This window comes from Burkholderia sp. S171 (assembly GCF_009766085.1).
GTDB lineage: Bacteria > Pseudomonadota > Gammaproteobacteria > Burkholderiales > Burkholderiaceae > Caballeronia.
In genome coordinates this window covers 49,833-74,756 of the sequence record NZ_LMUF01000057.1, presented here as the reverse complement: position 1 = coordinate 74,756, position 24,924 = coordinate 49,833, and the positions used below count along the sequence as shown (strand labels likewise).

Below are 24,924 nucleotides of genomic sequence, written 5' to 3'. Positions count from 1 at the left end.
GAAGTCACACGCATGCATCAGGAGTGGAGATGAACACGGCAGATCTGACGGCAACCTACGACGAAGACCGGGCAATCCGGCGACGCGCCATTGTCGCGACCGTACTGGGCAATGGCTTCGAATGGTTCGACTTCATGGTGTACGGTTTTTTCGCCATCACTATTGCCAAACTATTTTTCCCGACCGGTAACGACCTGAGTTCGTTGATGCTGTCGGTTGCGACCTTCGGCGTCGGCTTTCTGGTCCGCCCGTTCGGGGGCATTTTGATCGGCATTTACTCGGATCGGGCCGGCCGTAAGGCGGCACTGTCACTGACCATCCTATTGATGTGCGCGGGCACCGCGCTGATCGGCCTTGCCCCAACCTACTCGCAGATTGGGGTAGCCGCGCCTTGCTTGATTGTGATGGCACGGCTGCTTCAGGGATTTTCCGCTGGTGGAGAAATGGGCACGGCTACCGCGTTCCTGACCGAACATGCGCCGAAGGGGAAAAAAGCCTATTACTCCAGCTGGATCCAGACGAGCATCGGCTTCGCCGTGCTGCTCGGCGCGTGTTTCGGCACCGGTATCACGCTGGGGCTGTCGGCGCAGGATGTCGAAAGCTGGGGGTGGAGGATTCCGTTTCTCTCCGGTTTGCTGATCGGCCCGATCGGTTTCTTCATCCGGCGCAACCTGGAGGAAACGCCCGTCTTTCTTAACGCCACAGACAAGTCCAAGACGCCGCTTGCCGACGTGCTGCGCGACTATCCGCGGCAGACGTTCGCAAGCTTCGCGATGGTCGTGCTATGGACCGTGTGCATCTACGTGATCCTCTTCTACATGCCGACGTTCTCGGTCAAGGTGCTCAAGCTGCAGCAGTCGGCCTCTTTCATTGCCGCGATGGTGGGTGGCGTAGTGATTACGGTTTGCTCGCCAATCACGGGCTGGTGGTCCGACAAGATCGGCAGGAAATGGCTCTTGGCGGGTTCAGCGGCGGCAATGCTTCTGCTCGCGTGGCCGATGTTCGCGATGATCGTGTCGTCCCCATCGCTTGCCACGCTATGCATCTTTCAGGCCGTATTTGGCGTGCTGATTGCGATCTACACTGGCCCGATTCTCGCCGCGCTTTCCGAAACGTTTCCGACGAAAGTATTATCGACCGGCCTGTCAGTTGCGTACAACCTCGCTGTCATGACGTTTGGCGGCTTCGCCTCGCTGATTCTTACCTGGCTGATCGCCAAGACCGGCACGGCAATGGCACCCGCGTTCTACGTGATGTTCGCAGCCGCTTTCAGTCTGTTCGGCGTGCTGTTCGGATACCGGCAACCTGTCGCTAGCAGATCACCCGACATTGCTGTGCCCTGCTAGCACGCCACGCTGCATTTACGGAAAAAAATGAAACTCGATACCGCCATAAGGGAGACCATATTACGTGACGCCGAAGTGGTGGCGGGTTCGCAAACGCTGGACCGGGAGATCACGTGGGTTCACATGGTTGATCACCCCGACATTGCGCAATGGGTGAAGCCCGGGGAACTGTTGCTGACGACCGGATACAACTGGCCAAGCGACGAGGTTGCCTCAAGAGAACTGGTCAGGAACCTCAGCAAGGTGGGGCTGGCGGGCGTGGTTCTCGCCGTGCCCCACTTTCGCGAACACTTCCCGCCTGAGGCGCTTGAAGAGGCCAACCGGGTTGGCCTGCCGCTACTCGAACTGCCCTGGGATGTCCCATTCAGCGAGGTCACTCACGAAATACTCGCGAAGATCATCAACTTCCAGGGCGATATCATCGAGCGGTCCGAAAAGCTGCACCGGGCGCTCACCCACGCGGCCGTCTTCGCTACCAGCCTGTCGGACATCGCAGCCGCGCTGACCAGCCTGCTTGGGCGCTTCGTGACATTCACCGACCCGGCTGGCGGCATCCTGGGTGGATCGGATACGGTTGACGCGCTCACACGGCTCGAACCTCAATTCGTTGACGCAGTGCAGAGTGGTTCGCTACCAATCGACCTCACAGCACTGCAACGGCCTCTCGTGGTGAAGTTCGCTACAGGGGCCGCAGCGCTGCATCGCATCGTCTTCCCCGTACGTTTGCACGATATCGTCGTCGCACTCATCTGGCTCGATCTTTCAGGCAACGAAACCCAGGAGCTCGATGCACGCGCGATCGAACATGCGAGCGTGGTCGCAGCGCTGCATATGATGCACCAGCGGCAACTCGCGCAACAGGAAGATCGCCTTGGGTATGCGCTCGTTGCTGGCCTTCTCGACGGCGAATTTTCGGCGTCAGCCGGTGCCCTCGAACGCGCCCGGGTGTGCGGCTGGAGCGATTCAAAAGCTTATCGCGTGTGCCTGGTTCTGCTCGACGAGCCGATTCCGCTCACGACCGAAGGGCTTGAACGACGCGAGCGCTGGATCGAGTCGCTCAAGCGCGAGTTGCGTGCAAGGAAGCTCCCCGAGCTCATCGCGATATGGCTGAACCAGATCAAGTTTATTGTTCCGGAAGACGCATCGACGTCGTCATTGTGGGAAGCCCTGTCAGATAAACGCTCCGCCATGGCGATCAGCCGGATTCACACTGGCGTCAAAGGTATGGCAGTTGGCGCACAGGACGTAGACGCGCTCGTGCCAACGTTGCGCCCTGGACGCCTGCATCAATTCGACGAGATCCTTTTCCCTCGCGCGTTGATGGGGGACCCGAATGCACGCGATCTGCTTATCGAGCGATTGATCGGGCCGCTCTCGGAGAAACGGCGCGGGGAATCGCTGCTGGAAACCTTGTGCACGCTTGCGGATGAGGGCTTCCAGCTCGCCAACACAGCGAAGGCGCTCGGCGTTCATATCAGCACGCTGCGTTATCGCGTCGAGCGTATCGAAAGCATACTGAAGTTGTCACTCGAAGATCCTAATGTGCGGTTTCAGCTTCAAGTAGCGGTAGCGCTGTATCGGCTTCGAGAAGATTAACTCGGTTTTTTCATACGCTCCGTAGGATGACCGCCGTCCTGTTTCACGTTTTAATCTGAGAAACCGGCTCAGCTATCTGCCTCGCCGCTTGCGCCCCGTCTGGGACGGTCGCATCAGCTCATCACTCAAGCACTTTCGAAACGAGGTCACCTCCATGTCGATCCAGTCACTCACCGAAGCCGACCGCAAGCACCTGATCCACCCGGTCGTCAGTTATCGCGCACATGAAGCACGCGGCGTCACCATTCTCGAGTCCGGCCGGGGCGCTTACCTGCGTGACGCAAACGGCAATGAACTGCTGGATGCCTTCGCCGGGTTGTGGTGCGTCAATGTCGGTTACGGGCAGGACAGCATCGTCAAAGCTGCATCTGAACAGATGGCCCGCCTCCCCTACGCCACCGGCTATTTTCATTTCGGCTCGGAGCCGGCAATCGAACTGGCGGAACAACTCGTCAGTAAGGCGCCCAAGTCGTTGCAACACGTCTATTTCACGCTCGGCGGCTCCGATGCAGTGGACTCCGCAATCCGTTTTATCACGCACTACTACAACGCGACGAGCCGTCCGTCGAAAAAGCACATCATCGCGCTCGAACGGGGGTATCACGGGTCATCATCCGTCGGTGCCGGCCTGACCGCGATTGCGAGCTTTCATCGTAACTTCGACGTACCGTTGCGCACCCAGCACCATATTCCATCGCCCTATCTTTATCGGAGCGCGACACCTGATGATCCACGGGCGATCATCGCGGCTTCAGTCGCCGCCCTCGAAGCTAAAGTTGCCCAGCTCGGCGCCGAGAATGTCGCGGCATTCTTCTGCGAGCCGGTGCAAGGATCCGGCGGTGTCATCGTGCCGCCTGCAGGATGGCTCAAGGCAATGAGCCAAGCTTGCCGCAAGCTCGACATCCTGTTCGTGGCTGACGAAGTGATCACCGCATTCGGCCGCACAGGCCCCCTCTTCGCGTGCGAGACAGAAGGCGTTGAACCGGACTTGATGACCGTCGCCAAAGGCCTGACCGCCGGCTACGCGCCGATGGGCGCCGTGCTGATGTCCGACGCGGTCTATCAGGGCATAGCAGACGGCGCGGATAAATCAGTGGTGATCGGACATGGCCAGACGTATTCCGCGCACCCGGTGAGCGCCGCTATCGGACTCGAAGTCATGCGTCTGTATCACGAGGGCGGTCTGCTGGCCAACGGTATCGCACAAGCACCGCACTTTGCGAATGGGCTCGACGCGCTGCTGACGCATCCGCTAGTGGGCGACTCACGCCATATCGGCTTGCTCGGAGCGCTCGAACTGGTGTCGGACAAAGACACCAAACAAGGATTCGATGCGTCGCTCAAGCTGTCGGAACGTATCTTCGAGACCGCATATAAAAACAAGATCATCTTCCGCGCATTCGGCGACAATATCCTCGGTTTTGCGCCCGCCCTCTGCTACACGCAGGACGACTTCACGCTGATGTTCGAGCGTGTCAAGAAGACGCTTGACGACCTGCTCGAACACGCCGACGTACGTGCAGCATTGCGCAGCAAAGTAGCCGCTTAGTAGCCGCTTATTAGCCGCTTAGCGACACGCGTGATTGACGTGACGGACGTCATTGTTCGTCCGTCAGCAACTTGTCCAACGGCGCGGCGTGCTTGACGAAAGGCGACCTGATGACGATATAGCTGAAGTATTTCTCGATGCCAATGTTGAGATCCAGCAGCTTTTCCACTACCTCCTGATAGTGGCCAATATTGCCGACCAGAAACTTCAGCAAATAGTCATAACCGCCGCTGACCAGATGACATTCGATGATCTCGTCGATCTCCCGGACGTTCGCTTCAAACCGGATGAAATCCTCCCGTCGATGGTCTTTCAGCATCACCTCGGTAAACACCGTCACCGTAGTCGTCAGCTTGGCAAGATTGAGATGCACGCCGTATCCGGCGATGATGCCCGACGACTCAAGCCGTTTGACACGCTGAAGGCATGGACTCGGCGATAGCCCGACTGCATTGGCCAGGTTCGCATTCGTTATATTGCCGTTCTTCTGCAGTTCCGCCAGGATCTTGATGTCGATCCGATCCAGTTTCTGTCGAGTGGTCATGTCGTGCTCTCGCGTCCGGTGATTTTTTTTCAGGCGGGTCTGTCCGTCACCCTTTGCTGAGCTCTTCGTGGTGCGCCTTCACCAGTTGCGCCATGCTCGTGAACTTGAACTCAACCGCGGGCTCCTTGACCGTGCGCATGGTGGCACCAAAGCCCCGTTGCTCGAACCGACGATAGATCCAGCAGGATTTTATGCCGAGCTTGGCCGCCGGTTCGTGATCATGAAACATGCTGTCCGCAATGTGCAGCGTCTCTTCCTTGCGCACACCCAGCGAAGGAAGAATATCGAGCATGTAATCGAAGTTTCGCTGAGAGGGCTTATACGAACCGACATCTTCCGCGGTGATGACTGCATCGAAGTCTACTTGCAGCATCGACCTGCTGCCGGCGAAACTTTCGTTGTCAACGTTGGACAGGATGATCAGCTTGAAGTACTTCTTGAGATATTGAAGCGTACTCGCGGAGTCGGGGAAAGCGGGCCACTGCCCGACTGACTGCCCGTATGTCGTGGCTTCTTCCGTCGTATGGGGAACGTTCCATTCCTCTGCGAGCCGCTTGAAGACGACCGCGAGTAGATCCCGATACGGCATCTCCGGCGTGTAACGCTGCTGAGAGGATTCGTGACGCGCATGCGCCTCGAGCACTTCGTCACGCGTCAACGGCTTCTCAGCGCGATTGACCAGAGGCGCGAGACCGGCCGTAATACCGCGCTCCCAGTCGATCAGCGTGCCGTAACAATCGAAGGTGAGCGCCGTGAAGTCAGTAAGTCGCACCTGAACCTCCTAAAAAGATAAATCGCGTTGGACTGCGCGGCCCGCGATCTGCCGCGCAAGTCCCTCAGAAGCGGCGGATGCTATTCAGGCGTTACTTTTGCAGCGAGGCTTCCTGATGCGCTTTCACAAGAGCCGCCATGCTGTTGAAGCGGAAATCAATCTTGGGCTGCTGGCCCGGATTCATTGTCGCACCGAAGCCTTCCTGCTCATGCCGGCGATAAATCCAGCACGACGTCAGACCAAATTCGTTAGCCGGCTTGTGATCGTGAAACAGGCTCTCGGCGGTATGCAGGATCTTCTCTTTTTTGATCCCACGGTCGCCGAGCTTTTCCAGCATGTAGTCGAAATTACGCGGCGACGGTTTGTACGAACCGACATCTTCGGCTGTGATGATCGCGTCGAACTCAACCTGCAGTTTGGCATTGCTGTAGGTGAAGCTTTCGTTATCGATATTCGACAGAATAACGAGCTTGTAGTGCTTCTTGAGGTATTGCAGGGCTTCTGCGGAATCTTCGAACGCCGGCCAATTCTGCACCGACTTTCCGTACGCTACGCAGTCACTTAGCGTAAACGGTACTTGCCATTCTTCCGCCAGCCGTTTGTACACGATAGGCAGCAGTTCCTGGTACCGCTTGGCGGGCGTGTATTTCTGCTGCGAGGATTCGTGGCGTGCGTGAGCCTCAAGGACCTGATCGCGCGTCAGCGGCTGCTTGACGCGCTCAAGAAGGGGACGCAGGCCTTCGAAGATCCCGGTCTCCCAGTCAATCAAGGTGCCATAGCAGTCAAACGTCAGCGTATCGAAGTCAGTGAGTTTCATATTGGGTGCCCCTCGGTTGTTCACAGGATGAACTCACAGTGTATTGACTCATGGCAGCAGCCGTTACTGAAGTCGAGATCAGCATCAGCAGCGGGTTTCGTGCGATAGCTGTCTGGCAGCAGAATCTGCTGCCACGTTTTCTGCTTCTCTGTTCGGGTCGGTTAACATTGGATGCCCTGAATCTGCCAGCTCTCTCCTACTTTACCGGCAAGATACCGCACGCCTCCCCCTGTGACACGCCGGATGACTGGAAAGGAAATGTCCCGCAGAGTCGAGCGTTGACTCGGCATGGCCATATCGGCTCATCAAACCTTCGCGAGATAGTCCGACACATTGATCTTCTGCGGCAGCACGCTGCGCGCCGCGAGCCAGTCCGCCGCTCTCTGCAGATCCTGCACGAAGGCTTTATCGCCGACGCCGTGCATGTTGAACTTGCGCTTCATGCTGCTGAGCGTAGTGCGGACTTCGTCGCTGTAATGACCCTGCTGCTGGGCGATTTTCTCGGCTTCAAGCGAGTTATCCGATGCCCATTTCGCTTCCTGTCCGTAAGCGGCATTGACGGCCTTCACCAGATCGGCGTTGTCCTCGGCGAACTTGCGCGTGGTCACATAGGAATTGAAATCGATCTGGAAATCCAGGTCCCGCCCTTCAAGAAAGATGTTGTGGCCTTTGTAATTTGCGCGCGCAATGTCCACGCCGGGACTCCACATCGACCATGCATCTATCTTGCCTTGCGAAAACGCGGGCGCCGCATCAGGCGGATTCAGATAAACGAACTTCACCGCATCGCGTGGCACCTTGTGTTTTTCAAGCGCGGCCACAAGCAGGAATTCGCCAAGTCCTGAACGATTCACCGCTACGGTCTTGCCGACCAGATCCTCCACCCGATCGATACCCGATCCGTCCTTCGCGATGATCGCCGTGCTGCGCGGATCGACGACGCAAAACTGCGTGAACACAAGCGGCGAACCGGCAATCATGGCCGCGAGCGCGGGTGTCGTGCTACCGCCAAAGCTGAAGTCCGCGCTGCCGCCGGTGACCGCTGCGAGCGATGGCGCATGATTCGGGAATGGCCCGATCCACTCCACTTTGATATTGTCTTTCGCGAGGGTCTTTTCGAATTCGCCGCGGACTTTTGCGAGCATCGGCAAACCGCCGAGTCCCCAGCCAAGGCGAACCGTATCAGCTTTCCGGCTGCCGCAGGCGGAGAGTCCCGTGGCCAACGCCGAAGCAGCCACCGTGGTTTGAAGAAAGCGGCGACGCGACCAGATAGAAGAACTTGGATTTGACATGGCGGAATGGAGTCGAACGGATGAACGGAATCGCGCGCACCGTTGAAGGCGAGCGAGAGGCAAGATAAATTGAATGGGATGAGACGATGCGGATTAGTGAGTGGCCGTGTCAGCGTCCACGCCGAGTTGCGCGAGCAAAGTCTCCCGCAGTGCGGGCCTGGCGGCATCCGTCACGCGATACTCCGCAGCAATCGCACCGCCACGCATGATCAGCGCACGATCCGCGAGGGCAATCGCTTCATCCACATCATGCGTGACGAGCAATACCCCTGGCTGATGGCGCTCGATCAAATGCTTCACCAAGCGCTGCATCTTGATGCGCGTCAGCGCGTCGAGCGCGGCAAACGGTTCGTCGAGCAAGAGCAGTTGCGGCTCCTGCACGAGCGCGCGTGCCAGCGCCACGCGCTGCGCCTGACCGCCGGACAAGTTACGCGGCCATTCTTCCAGGCGCTCGCCCAGGCCCACTTCCGCCAGCGCCGCTCGCGCGGCCGCCAGGCTTTGCGGACCCGGGGCAAGCCCGAGCGCGACGTTGTGGGAGAGCGTCTCCCACGGCAACAAACGCGGCTCCTGGAACACGACAGCCGGTAAGCGCGGCCCGTCGATCGAACCACCGTTGATAGGATCAAGCCCCGACAACGCCCGCAACAACGTAGTCTTGCCGCAGCCGCTTTCGCCCAGCAACGCGACGAATTCGCCCCGCTCGATTCGCAGGTTCAAACTATCGATAACGATTCGCTCTCCGTACGAACGCCGCAGATTACGAACGACAACCGCCGGCCCCGACGACTTCAAAGCTGCGCTCATTAGCGTGACACCTTCGCAAAATTCACGTGCCACGAGAGCAAGCGGCGCTCGAGGAAACGCGCAAGCTGATCCGCCAGCACGCCGATCGCGGCATAGATCACGATGGTCATCACGATCACATCGGTACGCAGGAATTCGCGCGCGTCCATAGCGAGAAAACCGATACCTGTACTCGTCGCAATGGTCTCGGCGACCACCAGGGCGAGCCAGGCCGTAGCCAGCGCATAACGCACGCCTGCCAGCACCGAAGGCAGCGCGCCGGGCAACACGATGCGCCGGATCAGCGTCCAGTTCGACAGCCCGAGCACGCGACCGAGTTCAATGAGTTTGGGATCGACCTGACGAATCCCGAGAACGGTGTTGATATAGATCGGGAACATCACGCCGAGCGATACCAGGAAGATCTTGCCTGCCTCGCCTACGCCAAACCACACGATCACCAGCGGCAATACCGCAAGGAACGGAATGGCGCGCAGCATCTGGATGTTGCGATCGAGAAATGCTTCAGCCACTTTGGAAAAGCCGACAGCCGTGCCGAGCACAAACCCGATCGAGCCGCCAATCACGAAGCCGGTTGCGGCGCGCAGCAGACTCACGGCCATGTCGCCAATTAACCGCCCTTCTTTCACAAGCTCGAATGCGGTGAGCGCGACCTTCGATGGCGCCGGCAGCACGTTCGGCGACAACGCGCCAAGACGCGCAAACAACTCCCACACGATCAGCAGCAGAACCGGCATGCCCCACGACACATAACGCAACCATGGAGACACCGGACCTGCATGATTCGGTTTTTGCGCGACGGCGGGACGTGCGTCGGGATCAAGCTGCGAATGGAGAGCGGATGCCCCTCGGGCGAATACGTCTGCCATCGGTTGAAGACTCCTTTTGTCCGGGTGGCTCGCCGCGGCCAACGCGGCAACGAGCATCAGCAAATGCTAGCCACACGATGTTAAACAAAAGGAAAAATACTGGAACCACATAAAACTTCTATGCTTAGCAGCGGTGTCGGGAAAGATCAGGTACCCGCCCGCTATAAAAAAACCGCCTCTGGGGCGGTGTGGATGAGACGACTGCGCGTCAGGCTGCTCGTGCCAGTTCGGGAAATGGCTCAACCTTTCGGTGCGGTTTCCGTTGTGCCTGCCACAGATCGTAGCGAGCCTGCATGATGGTCCACATTTCGGCCGAGGTTCCAAGCGCGGCACCCAGCAATATCGCCATATCAGCCGAAATGCCAGCGTGACCATTGAGAATGCGCGACAGCGCGGCACGCGTAACACCAAGCCGCTCCGCAACTGTCGTAATGCTGAGTTCGCCCAGGTAGTCGCGCAACACCAGTCCGGGGTGCGCCGGGTTATGCATTGATGTCATCGTCGGCTCCTTAGTGATAGTCCTGGTAATCAACAAGAACAGCATCTGTTCCTTCGAAAAAGAACGTCAGACGCCAGTTGCCCGTTACCCATATTGACCAGTGGCGTTCGACATCCTGCTTCTTCGAGTTCTGCCCGCTGAGCGCATGGAGTTTCCATGCCGCCGCGTTCATATCTTCTGGACCCGTCGCGGCATGAAGCGCCGTCAGGCGAATCTGCAGTTTCACAGCATGAGCGGCGGTAACGCCAGCTTTTGATCCGGTTAGGAAAAAACGCTCCAGCCCTTTGTGTCGAAAGCTCTTGATCATTCGTATAGTGTACATGAACGCTATACGCTACGCAAGATCGGTCGTGCGCCGCCATTGGGAACCGACTGCAGTTTGGGTACAACGGAACATTTTAATCCTCCGCCCCCTAACCCCCGTCATCGATTTCAAGCGCCAGCGGAAAACGCACTTCGAACACGCTGCCGCGACCCTTATACGATTCAAATCGGATCACACCATGCAGTTCGCGCGCGAGTTCCTTCACGATCGCGAGTCCCAATCCGGTGCCGGGAATCTCGTCGGAAGCCGCGCGTTCGAATTCCTCGAATACCCGTTCGCGATCCTCCTCGCTGATCCCCATGCCCGTGTCCGACACACGCAGCGTCCAGTGTTTCGCGTCCGACGTGATGATCGCCAGTTCCACCTCGCCCGTGGTGGTGTATTTGATTGCGTTGGATAACAGGTTCAGCGCAATCTGCTTCATCTTCAGGCGGTTGGACGTGATCATCCTCAAGGCCGGATCAACGCGCCCCTTGAGCGTCAGTCCCTTCCCCTTGGCGGACTCATGACAAAGCAGCATGAGTTCGTCAAAGAGGTCGGTCAGGTCAAAGCGTTCGACCGTCAGGATGGAATCATCGCCGAGCACTTTCGAGTATTCGCCCATTTTATCGACGAGCGCGGCCATGTCGGTGACTTGCCGTTTCGCCAGCGCGATCGCCCGGTCGTTTTTCGCCTGCGAGCGGCCGATCAATTGCAGCGCGGTCGCGAATACGTTCAGGAAGTTGCGCAGATCGTGAGTGACACGTCGCGCAACCTGCATGCGCGTTTCGTAAAGGTCGCTGATCAACCGCTGCCGCAACGTCAGTTCCTGATTCGCGCGCTCCAGCATGCCAGTGTATTCGTCGAGTTTCCGGTCGCGTTCGCCCACGGCCTCGCGAACGGAGGTGAGCGTCACGAAACTAAGCGTCTGATCGGCGATCAGGCGCGCACGTTCCTCGCGCTTGCGGTCGAACGAAGGATTGCGCTGCGCGTAATCGCCAATGGCCGCGAGCAGGACCTGGCGGAACAAGTCGAGTTCTCGAACCAGTTCATCAATGCGATAACCCTGCTGCCAGCGCCATTTCCCATGCTCGCGCGCGTCGTTTTCGATCGCATGCTCCTGCGAATCCATATCCTGCGATTCGAGCACGAGACAGATTTCGTCGAAAATGCGCGGGACATGGTCGGCAAGCTGCCGGTAGGTGAGATCGTCGGAATGCTCTACCTCGGCGTCGCCAAAAACGAGTTGCATCCAGCGGTCGGTGAGCGGCTTTTGCTGCCGACGCAAGGCGGTGGCGAGGCCCTTCAAGGCGCCAGCGGTGATTTGGCTCATGCCCGAGATCCGTAGGCTGCGGCGCGCCGGGTCGGCGCCTAGGGTCATCTGATGCCGGTGGAAGCGGATAGTGCCGACCGGAACGCTCGGTCCGGGCATTGGACGCGAGTCACTAAAGTATAGGACGACACAATGGCGGGAGTACGCCGTTCAGTTTCGCCAGCCTTGGGGCCACCTCAGTCCCGGCCTGCTGCTGTAAGCGACATCGACGTACTGGCGTCCATCAACCGCTGAACGAACTGCCGCGCCGACGGCGACAACACGCCCACCTTGCGCGTCACGATTCCGAACGTCTGCGACTTCGACTTGAATCCGATCGGCAGCGTGCGCAGCATCCGATGTTTGCAAAACAGGCTGGCAACGCCCGCCGGCAGCACCGACACCAGGTCGGCGCTACATTGCAGCAGCGCGACGGTCACGAACGTCGACGCCGTCGAGATCGCGCTGACCGGCACCTGCGCCCCCGCCAGATCCATCTCACGCTGCAACAGCGCCTGCATCGGCATGGCGCTCGGATACGTGATCCACCGATGCCCACCCAGGTCGGCAAACGTCAACTCGCCGGCCGCGAACGGCGGATGATCGTAGCCCACCACCACGGACAAGGGCTCGTCGCCAAGCGGCTGATAGAGATATCTCGACGGTTCATCGCTGACGATCGAGCGGCCGACGACAAGATCCAGCCGTCCTTCGTCAAGCAGCGCCAGCATCCGCGCGCTCGTGTCCTCCACGATTTCTATCGATAAACCCGGATTGCTCACCTGCAACTCATTCAGGATTGGCACGACCAGATCCGGTACCGAGCCCATGATCGCCCCGACCGCCAGACGGCCGCCCGTGCCCGAGCGGATATCGGCGACTTCCTGGCACAGCGATGTCAGGTCCGCCGCCAACAGCCGCGCGTAGCGGATGACGCAAAAGCCGAACTGGTTCGGCACCAGCCCTTTCTTCGCGCGCTCGAACAACGGCGCTTCCAGCATGGACTCCAGCTCGGCGAGTGCCTTGCTCGCGGCCGATTGGGTCATCGACATGGCGCTCGAGGCTTTATGAAGCGACTTGTGGTCATCGAGCGCGATCAGCAACTGCAATTGCTTCATGCGCAAGCGGCCCATTAATACGTCCAGCGTGGATTTCATGGGTGAGTCGTAAAAGCGATCACTAGATGGAAAGGTTTCACTATACAGCGCCTTCTGCCAGCACCTATAGTTCCCTCAAACAGACAATGGAGACTTCCGATGCCCAATCCGACCCACCGCGCAACCTATCGCGGCGTGTTTCCGGTCGCCCCGACCGTCTTCGACGCCTCCGGACGCCTTGACCTGGACGGCCAGAAACGCGCGATCGACTTCATGATCGACGCCGGATCACACGGCCTGTGCATCCTCGCCAACTTCTCCGAACAATTCGCGCTCACCGACGACGAACGCGCCACGGTGCAGAAGGCCGTGCTGGAACACGTGGCCGGCCGCGTGCCGGTGATCGTGACCACCACGCATTTCAGCAGCGACGTCTGCGCGGCCCGCAGCCGCGCCGCACAAGACGCAGGCGCCGCGATGGTCATGGTCATGCCCCCGTATCACGGCGCGACCATCCGTGTGGGCGAACGCGGGATCTATGAGTTCTTCAATCGCGTGTCCGACGCCATCGATATCCCGATCATGATCCAGGACGCGCCGGTTGCCGGCACGCCACTCTCCGCAGCGTTTTTGGCGAAGCTCGCGAAGGAAGTCGCGAACGTGTCGTACTTCAAGATCGAAACGGCGCAAGCGGCGTCGAAGCTGCGCGAACTGATTGAACTGGGTGGCGATGCAATCATCGGCCCGTGGGATGGCGAGGAAGCCATCACGCTGATTCCGGATTTCGATGCCGGCGCGACCGGCGCGATGACCGGTGGCGGTTATCCGGACGGGATTCGCAAGATTGTCGACGCCTACACTTCCGGCGACACGGAAGGCGCCGCCAAGCTGTATGAGCAATGGCTGCCGCTCATCAACTACGAGAACCGCCAGTGCGGTCTCGCCGCCTGCAAAGCACTCATGATGGAAGGCGGCGTGATCCGCTCCGACACCACGCGTCACCCGTTCGCCGCGATGCATCCGTCGACCCGCGCCGGCTTGCTGAAAGTCGCGCGCCGCCTCGATCCGCTCGTGCTGAGCTGGGGCAAGTAAGGCTTGCAAGCAACATAATCCGGACACCGTAGTATGGGCACTTTGATTACACCAACAGGATTCGAACCATCATGGAAATTTCCGGCGATCTGCTGATCGGCAAACAGACCCTTCGCGGCACGAACGGCTCGATCAAGGGTATCAATGCAGCCACGGGCGAGCCGCTCGAACCGGCCTTCGGCGGCGCTTCGCTCGACCAGCTGGAGCAAGCCTGCGCGCTCGCCTGGCAAGCATCCGATATCTACCGCGAACTGCCGCTTGAAACCCGCGCCAAGTTCCTGGAAACGATCGCGCAAAACATTCTCGATCTCGGCGATGTCTTGGTCGAACGCTGCGTGGCTGAAAGCGGCCTGCCGCGCGGACGCATTGAAGGCGAACGCGGCCGGACCGTCGGCCAGTTGCGCATGTTCGCAGCCGTTGTACGCGAAGGCGATTTCCTGGGCGTGCGTATCGACCCGGCGCAGCCGCAGCGCCAGCCGCTGCCGCGCGTCGATCTGCGGCTGCGTTATGTGCCGCTCGGTCCGGTCACTGTGTTTGGCGCAAGCAACTTCCCGCTGGCGTTTTCGGTAGCGGGCGGCGACACCGCTTCCGCGCTGGCCGCCGGTTGCCCGGTAATTGCAAAGGCTCACTCGGCGCATCCGGGTACGTCGGCGCTGGTCGGAAGCGCCGTGCAAAAAGCGGTCGCGGACTGCGGTTTGCCGGAAGGCACGTTCTCCCTGCTCTTCGATAGCGGCCGTGACATCGGCCAAGGTCTCGTCTCGGATCGTCGCATCAAGGCTGTCGGGTTCACCGGTTCGCGCGGCGGCGGCACGGCGTTGATGAAGCTGGCGGCGGCACGTCGGGAACCGATCCCGGTCTACGCCGAAATGAGCAGCATCAACCCGGTCTTGCTGTTCCCGCACGCGCTGAAAAATCGCGGCGCGGCGATTGGCAAGGCCTTCGCGGGCTCGCTTGCGCTCGGTGCCGGCCAGTTCTGCACGAATCCGGGTCTGGTACTCGCCATCGACGGTCCCGAGCTTGATACGTTCATCGAAGCAACGGCTGCCGCCCTAAGCGAAACACCCGCCGCCACGATGCTGACGCCGGGAATTCATAAGGCCTACGAATCGGCTGTGAACAAAACGGCGGAGCACGGCGACGTCAAGACGCTCGCGCGAGGCTGTGCGGCGAAAGGCGCGACGCAGGGCCAAGCAGCGCTGTTTTCAACCACCGCTGCAGCGTTCCGCGCGAATCCGGAATTGCACGAGGAGATTTTCGGCGCGGCTTCACTGATCGTCCGATGCCCGGACCTGGCCACGGTGTTGGAACTGGTCGAACAACTGGAAGGTCAGTTGACGGCGGCGCTGCATATCGATGAAGCGGATTACGACGATGCCCGCCGTTTCCTGCCGGCGCTGGAACGTCGCACCGGCCGGATCCTCGTGAATGGTTTCGGCACGGGCGTTGAAGTTGGCCATGCCATGGTCCATGGCGGCCCCTTCCCGTCCACCGCCGACGGCCGCTCGACGTCCGTGGGCAGCCTTGCCATCGACCGCTTCCTGCGTCCGGTGAGCTATCAGGACATGCCCGAAGGCCTGCTGCCGGACGCGCTGAAAACCGCCAATCCGCTCGGACTAAACCGGCGGCTGGACGGCAAACTGCAGTTATCGAAGTAACCAGAAGTAAAGATGTAAAGCGGCAGGCAGTTACGCTTCGAGGCAACAGTTCAGGCTGACCTCGAAGTATTCATAGCTGCGCTGAATGCCGCGTTTGACATCGCGGATCTCGGTCGCGCCCGGTGCACGGCCCAGCAAAGTGGCGACTATATCGAGTGCTTCCCACGGATGTGCATCGTCGTAATGCGCGTGCATCCTGAGCCAGCGCATGGTCGCCTTGCGGATCGGTTCAGGGTAACTGTGCGCGAGCGTGTCGCGGCTGCAGAGCAGTGTCGACCATTCTCCGGTCACACCTTCAACAGCGAAATTAGTCGCCGCTATCGACGCCGCCAGCGAGTCCGCATTGCTGCTTTTCCAGCACCAGTGGCTCAGTGCAAACGCAAGCGCGGGCGCTTCGCCGGCTTGCAGATCCTCGCGTGAAACATCGTGGGCCGCGGCCCAATCGACCCAATAATCGGCGTGATTCTGCTCGACGCGGATATTGCGCGTGAGATACCGCCGCGCCATGCGCGAGCCCGGCGTTTCTTCGGGTCCGATCTTCTGCAAATTCATGCCCATGTACTGCGGAAACTGGTTGATCACCGGCCAGCCGTTGATCAAAAACGCTCGCATTTCACGCGGGCCCAGTTCGCCGTCGCGCAAGGACCGAAAAAGCGGATGAGCCGTCACACGGCTTTTTGCCGCGCCGGTTTCCAACAAAACTTCCTGTAACCAAAGTGGGTAGCTTGCTGTGTTCTTGAGGTCACCCTCTCTTGTAAACCCACCCCCCATCACGCCTCCTTAGCTAATGTCAAAACGGCCGGCTCTGTCCAAAGCGTGGGCCGTCCGATGTAATACCCTTGTGCATAATCCACCCCGAGCACATGCAGTGCGCGCAGGATTCCTTCGCTTTCCACATATTCCGCGATGGTCCGGCATTTCATCGAATGGCCCATCTCGTTGATGGCCGCGACCATCTCGCGGCTCACCGGATCGAGCACCATGTCGGTCACGAAACTGCCGTCGATCTTCAAATACTCCACCGGCAGATGCTTCAGGTATCCGAACGACGACATGCCTGCGCCGAAGTCGTCGAGCGCGAAATGACAGCCGAGCGCATTCAGCTCGTGCATGAACCGCGCCGCCGACGCCAGGTTGGCAATCGCCGTGGTTTCTGTAATTTCGAAGCAGATCATGCTAGGCGAGACGCCCGTGCGCTGGAATTGCTCGCGCACGAAACCGAGGAAACGTTCGTCGCCCACCGACGCGCCCGAGAGGTTGATCGCGTATTCCTTGAAACGCTTATGACGGGTACGCGAAAGCGTATCGAAGGCAGTGCGGATCACCCACCGGTCAATAGCCGTCATCAGCCCATACCGCTCGGCGGCAGGAATGAACAGGGTCGGCGCGATCACGCCGTTGGGCACGGCCGGGTCGAGCATGCGCAGCAGCAATTCGGCGCGCTGCCCTTCCGCCGACGCGGGCAAGCCGTCGCCAACGGCCACGATGGGTTGCACGTAGAGACAGAAGTGATCGTGTTCGAGCGCCTGCTTGAGCCGTCTTCCCCACGATACTTCGCTCGCGTGGCGCGCCAGTTCGCGGTCGCCCAGATCCGCCAGTTGCACCCGGTCACGGCCGCGTTCCTTGGCCATGTAGCAGGCAATATCGGCGAGCCGCATGGCCTCTTCCACACTCATTTCCGTGTTGCGCAGATCGACCACGCCGACGCTCACGCTGGTCGTGAACGGTTGCGCCTCCCAGTTGAAGACAAAGTCATTCAGGCACGCGCGCAGGCGTTCCGCGACCGCCTGGATGCCCGGGGTGTCGTATCCCTGCAGCAGCACGCCGAACTCGTCGCCGCCCAGCCGCGCGAGGGTGTCGTCCGGTTGCAGGCTGGCTTCGAAACGCAACGCGACTTCACGCAGCATGGCGTCGCCGGCCGCATGGCCACAGGTGTCGTTGACCACCTTGAAGCGGTCGAGATCGAGAAACAGGAGCGCCGATGCGGCCGGCAGCCACGACGCCACCTCGCTCCAGCGAGTGCCCAGCGCGTGTTGCAGACGCCGCTCGAATTCGGCGCGGTTCACGAGCGCCGTGAGGCCGTCGTGCGTGGCTTGCCAGGCAAGGCTTTCGATATATTCGTACTCGCGGGTCATGTTGCGCAGGATCAGCACGAAGCCGGATTCCGCATCGGCCGTGGTGGGACTTGCGCCGGCCGCGCTGATCCGCGACGTCACCGCCTGCACGCGGATCTCGGCACCGTCACGCCGTTGCAGCAGCATTTCGGCCGCTTCGCCATCCGGGCGCATGCCCGCCCGGGCGTCGTCGATCGGGTTGAGCGGCTGGCGGCTATCGGCGTGCAGCAAGCTGAAGGTCTGAACCAGCGGCCGTCCGAGACAGTCGTCCGCCCGGCATCCGGCGATCCGCTCGGCCGCCGGGTTGATGAATTCGATATGCCCCGACGGCCCCGTCGCAATCACCGCCTCGCCGATCGAACCGAGCGTCGCCTTGGCGCGCGCCTCGCTCTGCTTGAGCGCGGCTTCAATGCGCCCTCGCTGCCTGATCAGCCGCCGCACGTGCACGGTCGAGAGGCACACGAGCAGCAGCGCGGCGACCAGATCGACGGTCAGCAACAGCGACGCCGTCTTGCGGAAGGCGGTACTCAATACCTGGGAGAAACCCCATGACAGCGGCGCAATGGTCGCGTTGATGGTCCATATCTGCGATTTGTAAGCACTCACCAGGGTCATGGGCAAGCCACCGGCCGCGACTCGCGCGTGCAACTCGTCGCCGACGCGCTCCAGCTTCGCCACCTCGGCGTCGCCGCGCGACCAGTAACCTACCGCTTCGCTGAAATAACTGACGTGGCGAAACATTTTGAAGGTCCAGATGACGTCGCTGACGTCGTCGGGATGCACGCCGCTCGCGATCAGCGCCCGCCGTGCGGTGGTCGGATCGGGCGTGCTCTGGTCGAGCGCCAGACGGGCCGTGCGCAGGTTGCGCGGGCCTTCCATGGCGGTCAGATATTGCTTGTAGGTGCTGTCGGAGCCGGTTTCGGCGTACAGGTTCAGATAGAAAGCTGCGTCTTTCTGGCCCTTCGACCAAATGCTTTCGCCGCCGATATAAGCCCGTACCGACGACATGATGTCGATACTGAAAATGGCGAGCGAAACGAGGACAAGAATGACGACGAGAAACGGCCAGGTGATCCGTATGAGCTGCGCATTCTCGCCCTTAGACGGCATGTGCATCGGTATGTCCCTTCTCCAGACCCGATGCCAGGGTGCACTGCCGAGGTCAGGCGGCGAGCATCGGATGGTGAGTCATTTGTATTTGTGGCGGCTTTTGGGGTGGTGCGCCCTGCGCGCTCGGTGCGTGCTTACATCCTACCAAATTGCGAGTCTGGCTCAAATTTATTACTGAATGCCCTAATAGGCGTAAACACCCGAAAACAATTGGGCGGCGGCCGTTGTTTTCGAGCCCGTGCGGACCGGTTTCGAAGCGCCGCAAAGCGCCATATTCGGACAGAACCTAGGCTCCTGCCGACGAAACCGACGGCCGCTTTTACCGGTTCGCCCGTGCCTTGACCGGCGGGGCCAAAGCAGGCATTTGAGCAAGGCGGGGCGGCTGTTGCGGCGTTGTTCCCGGGCGTGTTGACGCCGTCGCGGAGATGTCACATATTGGTTCCGGCTCCCCCGGTGACTGTCCAGCCTAGGGAGTCCGAAGCATTTCATCACATGAGTGACCGTTTTGTCCGATTAAACCGGACACGCAAGCGGGAAGGACAACCCTGGTGTCCCGGGAGGTTTCTGGCATGGCCCGTCTCTTCTTTCCCTCATCGTCCGATGCCGTGACCTGCAAGCGTTGCGGCAGCGATATCCCGGGCGATGCCGATTCGTGCCCGCAATGCGGCGCCGAGCCTGGCCCGACCTTCGGCGCGGTGAAGACCACTGCGCTCTCAACGAGCCTGCGCCTGCCCTTCGGCGCGCGCCGTGAAGCCCTTAACATTCCGTCGTCGTACCCGAGCATGCCGGAGGAGTCCGAACTGACTGGCGCTGGCGAGCAGCGCTGGGAGATGTCGAAGACTGTCACTGTGTGCGCCATTGCACTGGCGCTGGTAGCGGGCGGCGTGATCTATTCACAGCGGGGCGGCAGCAGCGGTGACAACGCCGCCCGTTCCGAACAGCCGGCGGGGCATAGTGCGTACGGCGCCATCGATATGAAAGACGTGCATGGCACCCCCGGGCCTGCGGGCGCCCCGGCCCGGCCCGCGGCCGCCGCCAGGCAGGCGCAAACGGCGGCAGCGCCCTCCGTTGCCGCCCGCGAAGCCATGCCTGCCGACACCTCCTCCGGCCGCACGGCAGCGGGGCTGGCCGGCGCGACGGATAACCTGCAGGCCGCGCGTGAGGCCATCTCGCGCGGCGACCTGACCATGGCGCGCCGCCGCTTCTCGAAGATCCCGGCGTCGCAACTGAGTGCCGCTGATGTGCAGGACACCCAAGCGGACCTCACCGGCCTGGAACACGTACGCGACGTGATGCTCCAAGCCGCACGCGATTGTGCCGCGACCGGCTCGTGGTTATGCGTGCGTCAGAACGCCCATGACGTGCTAACGATCGATGCCGGCAATGTGGAAGCGCAAGCGCTGGTCGAACACGCGATCGCACGGTCGGGTTGGCTCAATAAAAACCCGTCCGCGAAAACGGCGGCGCGTGGCGCCCCTCGCAACAACGCTCAGGCGGCTGCCGCATCTGCACCCCTGTTTGTGCCAGGGCCGCGCGTTGTGGCCTCGCCTCCCCCCGCGTCCGCTCACAGGCCCACCGTCACGGTCTCGGGCGCCCAGCATGCGCGTGCCGTCGCCGCGATGGGCGTGCCTGCGCCTATCGCGACGCCCGCGCGGCTTGTACCGGGTGCACCCGTGATCGCTACGACCCTGCGCTCGCCTGTTGCCCCGCAAGCCGTTCCAGAGCCGGCGCGCATAGGCGCGGGCTCGCAGGCTCCGCTCACGTCGCAGTCGTATTTTCCGCCGCCAGCGCCGCAACAGGCCGCCCCGCCTCGTCCGCCCGTACCCGCGTTTGTTCCCATGCCAGACGGCACGGACGCGATGCCCGCCACGGCACTGGTACGCAGCGCACCGGTGACCGCCACGGCCCGCGCACCCGCGCAGCCCGAACCCGCGGCCCGCCGCGCGCTTGCGTCAGGAGACAACGCGGCGAGCCCGGCGCAACCGCGTGTGTCCAGCTTCAACGCCAGCAATCCCGACGATGAAGAGCGCGCGATCCTGGAGTCGGGCTGGAGCAAGAGCCCGTCGTCGGCGCAACACGCTCCCCCGCAGTAGAAGCAAGGAGGAAGGAAGCAGGAGACAAGGCACAGGAGACAAACAGAAGCAGACTTTGAGGAGATCGAAGGTCGCGCCGGGAGACGCAGGCCACCGTGGTCTATCCGTGTAATGAAAGTTGGCCAACACATTAAAACGAATCACACGACATCATGCACAAGACTTTCCTCATGCTGTTCGCCCTCTTCGGGCTCGCTGGCCTCGTTGCGGAGGCTCATGCGCAAGCCGACTACAAGATCGTCACCGGGCCGGAACGCGGCACTTACATCCAGATAGGCCAGGATCTGGCGAAGATGGTGGCTGACCCGATCGGCATGAACCTCGATGTGCTCGCGTCGAAAGGCTCCGCCGAAAACGTGCAGCGCATGCGTTACGAGCCGGGCGTGAAATTCGCGCTGGTGCAGTCGGACGTGTACCAGGCTTACCTCGATATGGCGAAAGCCGGCAACGAGGAAGCGGGCAAGATCATCCAGCCGCTGCGGCTCATCATGCCGTTGTACAACGAAGAAATTTACTTCGTTGTCCGGTCCGATTCCCCGTTGAACTATATCCACGAGATCAAGGACAAGAACATCAGCGTCGGGCTGATCGGCAGCGGCACGGCGCAATCAGCGACCACGCTCTACAGGCTGATGTTCAACGAGCCGATTCCCGAGCAGAACGCGCAGCACTACAGCAACGAGGACGCGCTCGCGAAACTGATCGTGCGCAAACTCGATGTGGCGATCATCGTGGTGGGACAGCCGGCCAAGCTGTTTCAGGATCTGAACTCGGAACTGCTGGGCCAGCTCAAGCTGCTCAAGCTCGATCCTTCCGTCCCCGAAACCGCGCGTGCCGAGCAGACCTATTTCCCGGCTACCATCCGCACGTCGAGTTATCCGAACTGGATCAAGGAAGACTCGCCGACGCTGACCGTGAAGGCGTTTCTCGTCACCTACGATTACAACCTGCGCGGCACCGTCGGCGCAATGACGCAATTCGCCGACTCGCTCTGCACGCACTTCGATGAACTGCAGGCCAACGGCCATCCGAAATGGAAGCAGGTGAAGATGGAATTGCCGCCGCTCACACGCGGCTGGAAATACTATCCGCCAATAGAGAAGCGCCTGCGGGCATGTATTCGCAAGATGGCGTCGACAGGAGTGGGTGACACGGCAACGCCCGCGACGCAACGCGCGCCGAAGCGCGCATGCACCGACGCGGAGAAGGTGTTGATGTTGTGCAATAACGAATGACGCGGACGCTGCTACTGGATTGGCGGCAGCGGGCGGACTGAACCCGCCCGTTGCCTTGCCAGTGCGTTACTTCGTGGCCAGTTCCACTTCGGGCTGAACCTCGCCGCCTGCCGGCAGGTTCTGCGCCACGGTGCTCACGCGCGGCTGCAACAGCAACGCGACCAGCCCGCTCCAGCCCGTCTGATGCGAGGCCCCCACGCCGCGGCCTGTATCGCCATGAAAGTACTCATGGAACAGCACGAGATCGTCCGAGCGCGGGTCAGCCTGCAGTTGCGGATACGCGGCCATGACCGGGCGCACGCCGTCCTTGTTCTTCAGGAAGAGGCGCGTCAAGCGCCGCGCGAGTTCGTCGGCTATGTCGCTCAGCGACAGTTTCTGGCCCGACCCCGTCGGATATTCCACGCGGAAATCATCGCCGTAATAACGATGGAATTCGTATAGCGACTCGATCAGCAGATAGTTGACCGGCATCCAGATCGGCCCGCGCCAGTTGGAATTGCCGCCGAACACGCGCGAATCCGATTCCGCCGGCAGATATTTCACGCAGAAGCGGTCGCCGTTGTGCTCAAGCACAAATGGATTGTCCCGATGCACCCGCGACAACGCCCGCACGCCGTAGTCGGACAGGAACTCGCTTTCGTCGAGCATGCGCCTGAGCAGCGCCTTCATGCGGTGTCCGCGCAGCACCGAGAGCAGCAGGCTATTGCCCTTGCCCGGCTCGTTCCAGCGCGACACCAGCTTGGCCAGATCAGGCCGGTGCTCGAGGAACCACGTCAACCGGTCCCGCAACCCCGGCAACTGGCCGTGCAAATGCTCTTCCAGCACATGCACCGCGAACAGCGGAATCAAGCCGACGATAGAGCGAATACGCATCGGCACGCTCTTGCCGTCGGGGAGCTGCAGCACGTCGTAGAAGAACTCGTCGCGTTCATCCCAGAGGCCGGTGTCACACGTATCGCTGCAACTGACCGCCTCGGCGATATACAGGAAATGCTCGAAGAACTTCACGCCGATATCGACGAACACGTGATTCGCCACCGCCAGTTCCAGCGCGATGCGCATCAGGTCGAGCGCATACGCGGCCATCCATGCGGTGCCATCCGACTGGTCGATACGGCCGCCCGTGGGCAGCGGCGCCGAGCGATCGAAGATGCCGACGTTGTCCAGCCCGAGGAAACCGCCCTGGAAAATGTTGCGGCCGTCCGCGTCTTTGCGGTTCACCCACCACGCGAAGTTCAGCAGCAACTTGTGGAACACGAGCTCCAGGAAGTCGCGATCCGCCTTGCCCGTAATCGCTCGATCGATTTCATAAACGCGCCATGTCGCCCATGCGTGAACCGGCGGGTTGGCGTCGCCGAACGCCCATTCGTAGGCCGGCAGTTGCCCGTTCGGATGCTGGTAGCGATCCTTCACCAGCAGCAGCAATTGTTTCTTCGCGAATGCCGGATCGATCAGCGCGAACGCGGCGGCATGAAACGCAAGATCCCACGACGCGTACCACGGGTATTCCCACTTGTCCGGCATCGAGACAATGTCCGCATTGCACAGATGCCGCCAGTCGGCATCGCGGCCACGCTTGCGGCCGGCCGGCGGTGTCGGCTGCAACGGATCGCCGTCCATCCAGCGAGTGACGTCGAAGAGGTAATACTGTTTCGACCACAGCATGCCCGCCAGCGCCTGACGTTGGACGAGCCGCTGGTCGGCGTCATCCATTTCGTGCTGCAGGCCCGCATAAAAGGCATCAGCTTCAGCGATCCGGCGGGCGAACAGCGCGTCGATATCGAGCGGTTGCCGCTCACGGTCTGCCTCCGACGCCGGGCGCCAGCGCAGGGTCACTACCGTGCGGCTATTCGGACCAAACTCCAGATGTACATGCGCGGCGGCGCGCGTGCCGGTATCGCGTCGGATCGCGCTCTCTTCACCGTGCACAATGTAGTCGTTGAAGCCGTCCTTGAACGGTCCCGCGCCTTCCGAGTTGAACAGGCGCCTGACATTGGTGTCGTTCTCGCAGAATAGCCAGTTGACCGTAGCGTCGCCACGGGCTTCGGCCGTCACCACCAATGGCTCACGGCCGTCGCTTTGAGCGATCAGGCGGCTGCCCTTCGCGTCGGATTGCAAGGTCAGCGAAGGTTTCTTCGAAGGCTGCCACGACCACGTATTGCGCGCCCAGATCTGCGGCAGAAGGTCGAGTGACGCGGCGCGATCCCCGCGATTCTCGACCGTTACGCGCATCACGATATCTTCAGGCGTGTTTTTCGCATATTCGACATGGACATCGAAATACGCGTTGTCTTCGAACACGCCTGTATCGAGCACTTCGTACTCCGGCATGTCCGCGCCGCGGCGGCCGTTTTCGGCAACGAGATCGTCATACGGAAACGCGGCGTGCGGGTACTTGTACAGCATGCGCATGTAGGAATGCGTCGGCGTGCCGTCGACGTAAAAGTACAGCTCCTTCACGTCCTCGCCGTGGTTCCCCTGCGCGTTCGTCAGCCCGAACAAACGTTCCTTGAGGATCGGGTCGAGGCCGTTCCACATCGCGAGCGAGACGCACCAGTTCTGGTGGTCGTCGCTGAATCCGGCAATGCCGTCTTCGCCCCAGCGGTAGGCGCGACTGCGCGCATGATCGTGCGGGAAATAGTCCCAGGCGGTGCCGTTCTCGCTGTAGTCCTCGCGCACCGTGCCCCACTGACGCTCGCTGAGATACGGCCCCCAGCGTTGCCAGCGTGTGCAGTCGGTGGAATGGAGCCGGGCTCCTTCTATGGTGTCGAGTGACTTGGTGGCGCGCAGTGGCGGCATGGGACGTCCTTGACTAAAAGCGTGA

20 protein-coding genes are annotated in these 24,924 nt (G+C 60.9%); 7 read left to right on the top strand and 13 right to left on the bottom strand.

Going from position 1 to position 24,924, the window contains the following annotated elements; translation table 11 throughout:
- Nucleotides 1-29: 29 nt before the first annotated feature.
- The 3 genes from GSQ93_RS32700 (at nt 30) to GSQ93_RS32690 (ending at nt 4,491) form a co-directional block, all read left to right on the top strand.
- Complete coding sequence (locus tag GSQ93_RS32700) at nt 30-1,346, top strand: MFS transporter (RefSeq protein WP_158940073.1); 1,317 nt, start codon at nt 30-32, stop codon at nt 1,344-1,346.
- A 27-nt stretch (nt 1,347-1,373) separates the two neighbouring features.
- Nucleotides 1,374-2,942 (top strand): PucR family transcriptional regulator, encoded by a 1,569-nt coding sequence (locus tag GSQ93_RS32695; protein ID WP_158940072.1) that lies wholly within the window; start codon nt 1,374-1,376, stop codon nt 2,940-2,942.
- Nucleotides 2,943-3,096: 154 nt separating this feature from the next.
- The gene (locus tag GSQ93_RS32690) at nt 3,097-4,491 is read left to right on the top strand and encodes an aspartate aminotransferase family protein (RefSeq protein WP_158940071.1); all 1,395 of its coding nucleotides are present in this window, start codon (nt 3,097-3,099) and stop codon (nt 4,489-4,491) included.
- 49 nt (nt 4,492-4,540) lie between these two features.
- On the opposite strand, the gene GSQ93_RS32685 is transcribed toward GSQ93_RS32690, so the two are convergent.
- The 10 genes from GSQ93_RS32685 to GSQ93_RS32640 all read right to left on the bottom strand — a co-directional run bounded on the left by GSQ93_RS32685 (nt 4,541) and on the right by GSQ93_RS32640 (nt 12,861).
- The gene (locus GSQ93_RS32685) at nt 4,541-5,035 is read right to left on the bottom strand and encodes an Lrp/AsnC family transcriptional regulator (RefSeq protein WP_158940070.1); all 495 of its coding nucleotides are present in this window, start codon (nt 5,033-5,035) and stop codon (nt 4,541-4,543) included.
- 46 nt (nt 5,036-5,081) lie between these two features.
- The gene (locus GSQ93_RS32680) at nt 5,082-5,807 is read right to left on the bottom strand and encodes a haloacid dehalogenase type II (RefSeq protein ID WP_158940069.1); all 726 of its coding nucleotides are present in this window, start codon (nt 5,805-5,807) and stop codon (nt 5,082-5,084) included.
- 91 nt (nt 5,808-5,898) lie between these two features.
- Nucleotides 5,899-6,624 (bottom strand): haloacid dehalogenase type II, encoded by a 726-nt coding sequence (locus GSQ93_RS32675; RefSeq protein WP_158940068.1) that lies wholly within the window; start codon nt 6,622-6,624, stop codon nt 5,899-5,901.
- A gap of 305 nt (nt 6,625-6,929) precedes the next feature.
- Nucleotides 6,930-7,916 carry an NrtA/SsuA/CpmA family ABC transporter substrate-binding protein gene (locus GSQ93_RS32670; RefSeq protein WP_158940067.1) on the bottom strand — a complete coding sequence of 329 codons (987 nt, stop codon included), beginning with the start codon at nt 7,914-7,916 and terminating at the stop codon, nt 6,930-6,932.
- Nucleotides 7,917-8,009: 93 nt separating this feature from the next.
- The gene (locus GSQ93_RS32665; RefSeq protein WP_158940066.1) at nt 8,010-8,720 is read right to left on the bottom strand and encodes an ABC transporter ATP-binding protein; all 711 of its coding nucleotides are present in this window, start codon (nt 8,718-8,720) and stop codon (nt 8,010-8,012) included.
- Nucleotides 8,720-9,589: an ABC transporter permease subunit gene (locus tag GSQ93_RS32660; protein WP_158940065.1), complete on the bottom strand. Its 870-nt coding sequence runs from the start codon at nt 9,587-9,589 to the stop codon at nt 8,720-8,722. The genes GSQ93_RS32665 and GSQ93_RS32660 overlap by 1 nt, the downstream gene beginning before the upstream one ends.
- A gap of 208 nt (nt 9,590-9,797) precedes the next feature.
- The gene (locus GSQ93_RS32655) at nt 9,798-10,088 is read right to left on the bottom strand and encodes a HigA family addiction module antitoxin (protein WP_062085654.1); all 291 of its coding nucleotides are present in this window, start codon (nt 10,086-10,088) and stop codon (nt 9,798-9,800) included.
- 10 nt (nt 10,089-10,098) lie between these two features.
- On the bottom strand, nt 10,099-10,395 hold the full coding sequence (locus tag GSQ93_RS32650) for a type II toxin-antitoxin system RelE/ParE family toxin (protein ID WP_158940064.1): 297 nt from the start codon (nt 10,393-10,395) through the stop codon (nt 10,099-10,101).
- 106 nt (nt 10,396-10,501) lie between these two features.
- Nucleotides 10,502-11,725, bottom strand: coding sequence for a sensor histidine kinase (locus tag GSQ93_RS32645; protein ID WP_158940063.1), 1,224 nt, complete (start codon nt 11,723-11,725; stop codon nt 10,502-10,504).
- Nucleotides 11,726-11,901: 176 nt separating this feature from the next.
- Nucleotides 11,902-12,861: a LysR family transcriptional regulator gene (locus tag GSQ93_RS32640; protein WP_158940062.1), complete on the bottom strand. Its 960-nt coding sequence runs from the start codon at nt 12,859-12,861 to the stop codon at nt 11,902-11,904.
- Nucleotides 12,862-12,960: 99 nt separating this feature from the next.
- On the opposite strand from GSQ93_RS32640, the gene GSQ93_RS32635 reads away from it, so the two are divergent.
- Entirely contained in the window at nt 12,961-13,893 is a 933-nt protein-coding gene (locus GSQ93_RS32635; protein WP_158940061.1) for a dihydrodipicolinate synthase family protein, read from the top strand.
- A 71-nt stretch (nt 13,894-13,964) separates the two neighbouring features.
- A complete protein-coding gene (locus GSQ93_RS32630) occupies nt 13,965-15,548 on the top strand; it encodes an aldehyde dehydrogenase (NADP(+)) (RefSeq protein ID WP_158940060.1) in 1,584 nt (527 codons plus the stop codon).
- A gap of 30 nt (nt 15,549-15,578) precedes the next feature.
- Here the strand turns inward: GSQ93_RS32630 and GSQ93_RS32625 are convergent, their stop codons facing one another.
- Nucleotides 15,579-16,244 (bottom strand): TenA family transcriptional regulator, encoded by a 666-nt coding sequence (locus tag GSQ93_RS32625; protein WP_254074186.1) that lies wholly within the window; start codon nt 16,242-16,244, stop codon nt 15,579-15,581.
- 74 nt (nt 16,245-16,318) lie between these two features.
- Nucleotides 16,319-18,778: a bifunctional diguanylate cyclase/phosphodiesterase gene (locus tag GSQ93_RS32620; RefSeq protein WP_158940058.1), complete on the bottom strand. Its 2,460-nt coding sequence runs from the start codon at nt 18,776-18,778 to the stop codon at nt 16,319-16,321.
- A 563-nt stretch (nt 18,779-19,341) separates the two neighbouring features.
- On the opposite strand from GSQ93_RS32620, the gene GSQ93_RS32615 reads away from it, so the two are divergent.
- Nucleotides 19,342-20,865, top strand: a complete 1,524-nt coding sequence (locus tag GSQ93_RS32615) for a zinc ribbon domain-containing protein (RefSeq protein WP_158940057.1) — start codon at nt 19,342-19,344, stop codon at nt 20,863-20,865.
- A gap of 170 nt (nt 20,866-21,035) precedes the next feature.
- Nucleotides 21,036-22,100 (top strand): TAXI family TRAP transporter solute-binding subunit, encoded by a 1,065-nt coding sequence (locus GSQ93_RS32610; RefSeq protein WP_254074190.1) that lies wholly within the window; start codon nt 21,036-21,038, stop codon nt 22,098-22,100.
- A gap of 66 nt (nt 22,101-22,166) precedes the next feature.
- Here the strand turns inward: GSQ93_RS32610 and GSQ93_RS32605 are convergent, their stop codons facing one another.
- Nucleotides 22,167-24,899, bottom strand: coding sequence for a glucosidase (locus tag GSQ93_RS32605; RefSeq protein ID WP_158940055.1), 2,733 nt, complete (start codon nt 24,897-24,899; stop codon nt 22,167-22,169).
- Nucleotides 24,900-24,924: the final 25 nt, after the last annotated feature.

Coding starts and splice junctions, on each gene's coding strand:
- GSQ93_RS32700 (WP_158940073.1), top strand. CDS start 30: ATGAACACGGCAGATCTGACGGCAACCTACGACGAAGACCGGGCAATC.
- GSQ93_RS32695 (WP_158940072.1), top strand. CDS start 1,374: ATGAAACTCGATACCGCCATAAGGGAGACCATATTACGTGACGCCGAA.
- GSQ93_RS32690 (WP_158940071.1), top strand. CDS start 3,097: ATGTCGATCCAGTCACTCACCGAAGCCGACCGCAAGCACCTGATCCAC.
- GSQ93_RS32685 (WP_158940070.1), bottom strand. CDS start 5,035: ATGACCACTCGACAGAAACTGGATCGGATCGACATCAAGATCCTGGCG.
- GSQ93_RS32675 (WP_158940068.1), bottom strand. CDS start 6,624: ATGAAACTCACTGACTTCGATACGCTGACGTTTGACTGCTATGGCACC.
- GSQ93_RS32670 (WP_158940067.1), bottom strand. CDS start 7,916: ATGTCAAATCCAAGTTCTTCTATCTGGTCGCGTCGCCGCTTTCTTCAA.
- GSQ93_RS32665 (WP_158940066.1), bottom strand. CDS start 8,720: ATGAGCGCAGCTTTGAAGTCGTCGGGGCCGGCGGTTGTCGTTCGTAAT.
- GSQ93_RS32660 (WP_158940065.1), bottom strand. CDS start 9,589: ATGGCAGACGTATTCGCCCGAGGGGCATCCGCTCTCCATTCGCAGCTT.
- GSQ93_RS32655 (WP_062085654.1), bottom strand. CDS start 10,088: ATGACATCAATGCATAACCCGGCGCACCCCGGACTGGTGTTGCGCGAC.
- GSQ93_RS32650 (WP_158940064.1), bottom strand. CDS start 10,395: ATGATCAAGAGCTTTCGACACAAAGGGCTGGAGCGTTTTTTCCTAACC.
- GSQ93_RS32645 (WP_158940063.1), bottom strand. CDS start 11,725: ATGAGCCAAATCACCGCTGGCGCCTTGAAGGGCCTCGCCACCGCCTTG.
- GSQ93_RS32640 (WP_158940062.1), bottom strand. CDS start 12,861: ATGAAATCCACGCTGGACGTATTAATGGGCCGCTTGCGCATGAAGCAA.
- GSQ93_RS32635 (WP_158940061.1), top strand. CDS start 12,961: ATGCCCAATCCGACCCACCGCGCAACCTATCGCGGCGTGTTTCCGGTC.
- GSQ93_RS32630 (WP_158940060.1), top strand. CDS start 13,965: ATGGAAATTTCCGGCGATCTGCTGATCGGCAAACAGACCCTTCGCGGC.
- GSQ93_RS32620 (WP_158940058.1), bottom strand. CDS start 18,778: ATGCACATGCCGTCTAAGGGCGAGAATGCGCAGCTCATACGGATCACC.
- GSQ93_RS32615 (WP_158940057.1), top strand. CDS start 19,342: ATGGCCCGTCTCTTCTTTCCCTCATCGTCCGATGCCGTGACCTGCAAG.
- GSQ93_RS32610 (WP_254074190.1), top strand. CDS start 21,036: ATGCTGTTCGCCCTCTTCGGGCTCGCTGGCCTCGTTGCGGAGGCTCAT.
- GSQ93_RS32605 (WP_158940055.1), bottom strand. CDS start 24,899: ATGCCGCCACTGCGCGCCACCAAGTCACTCGACACCATAGAAGGAGCC.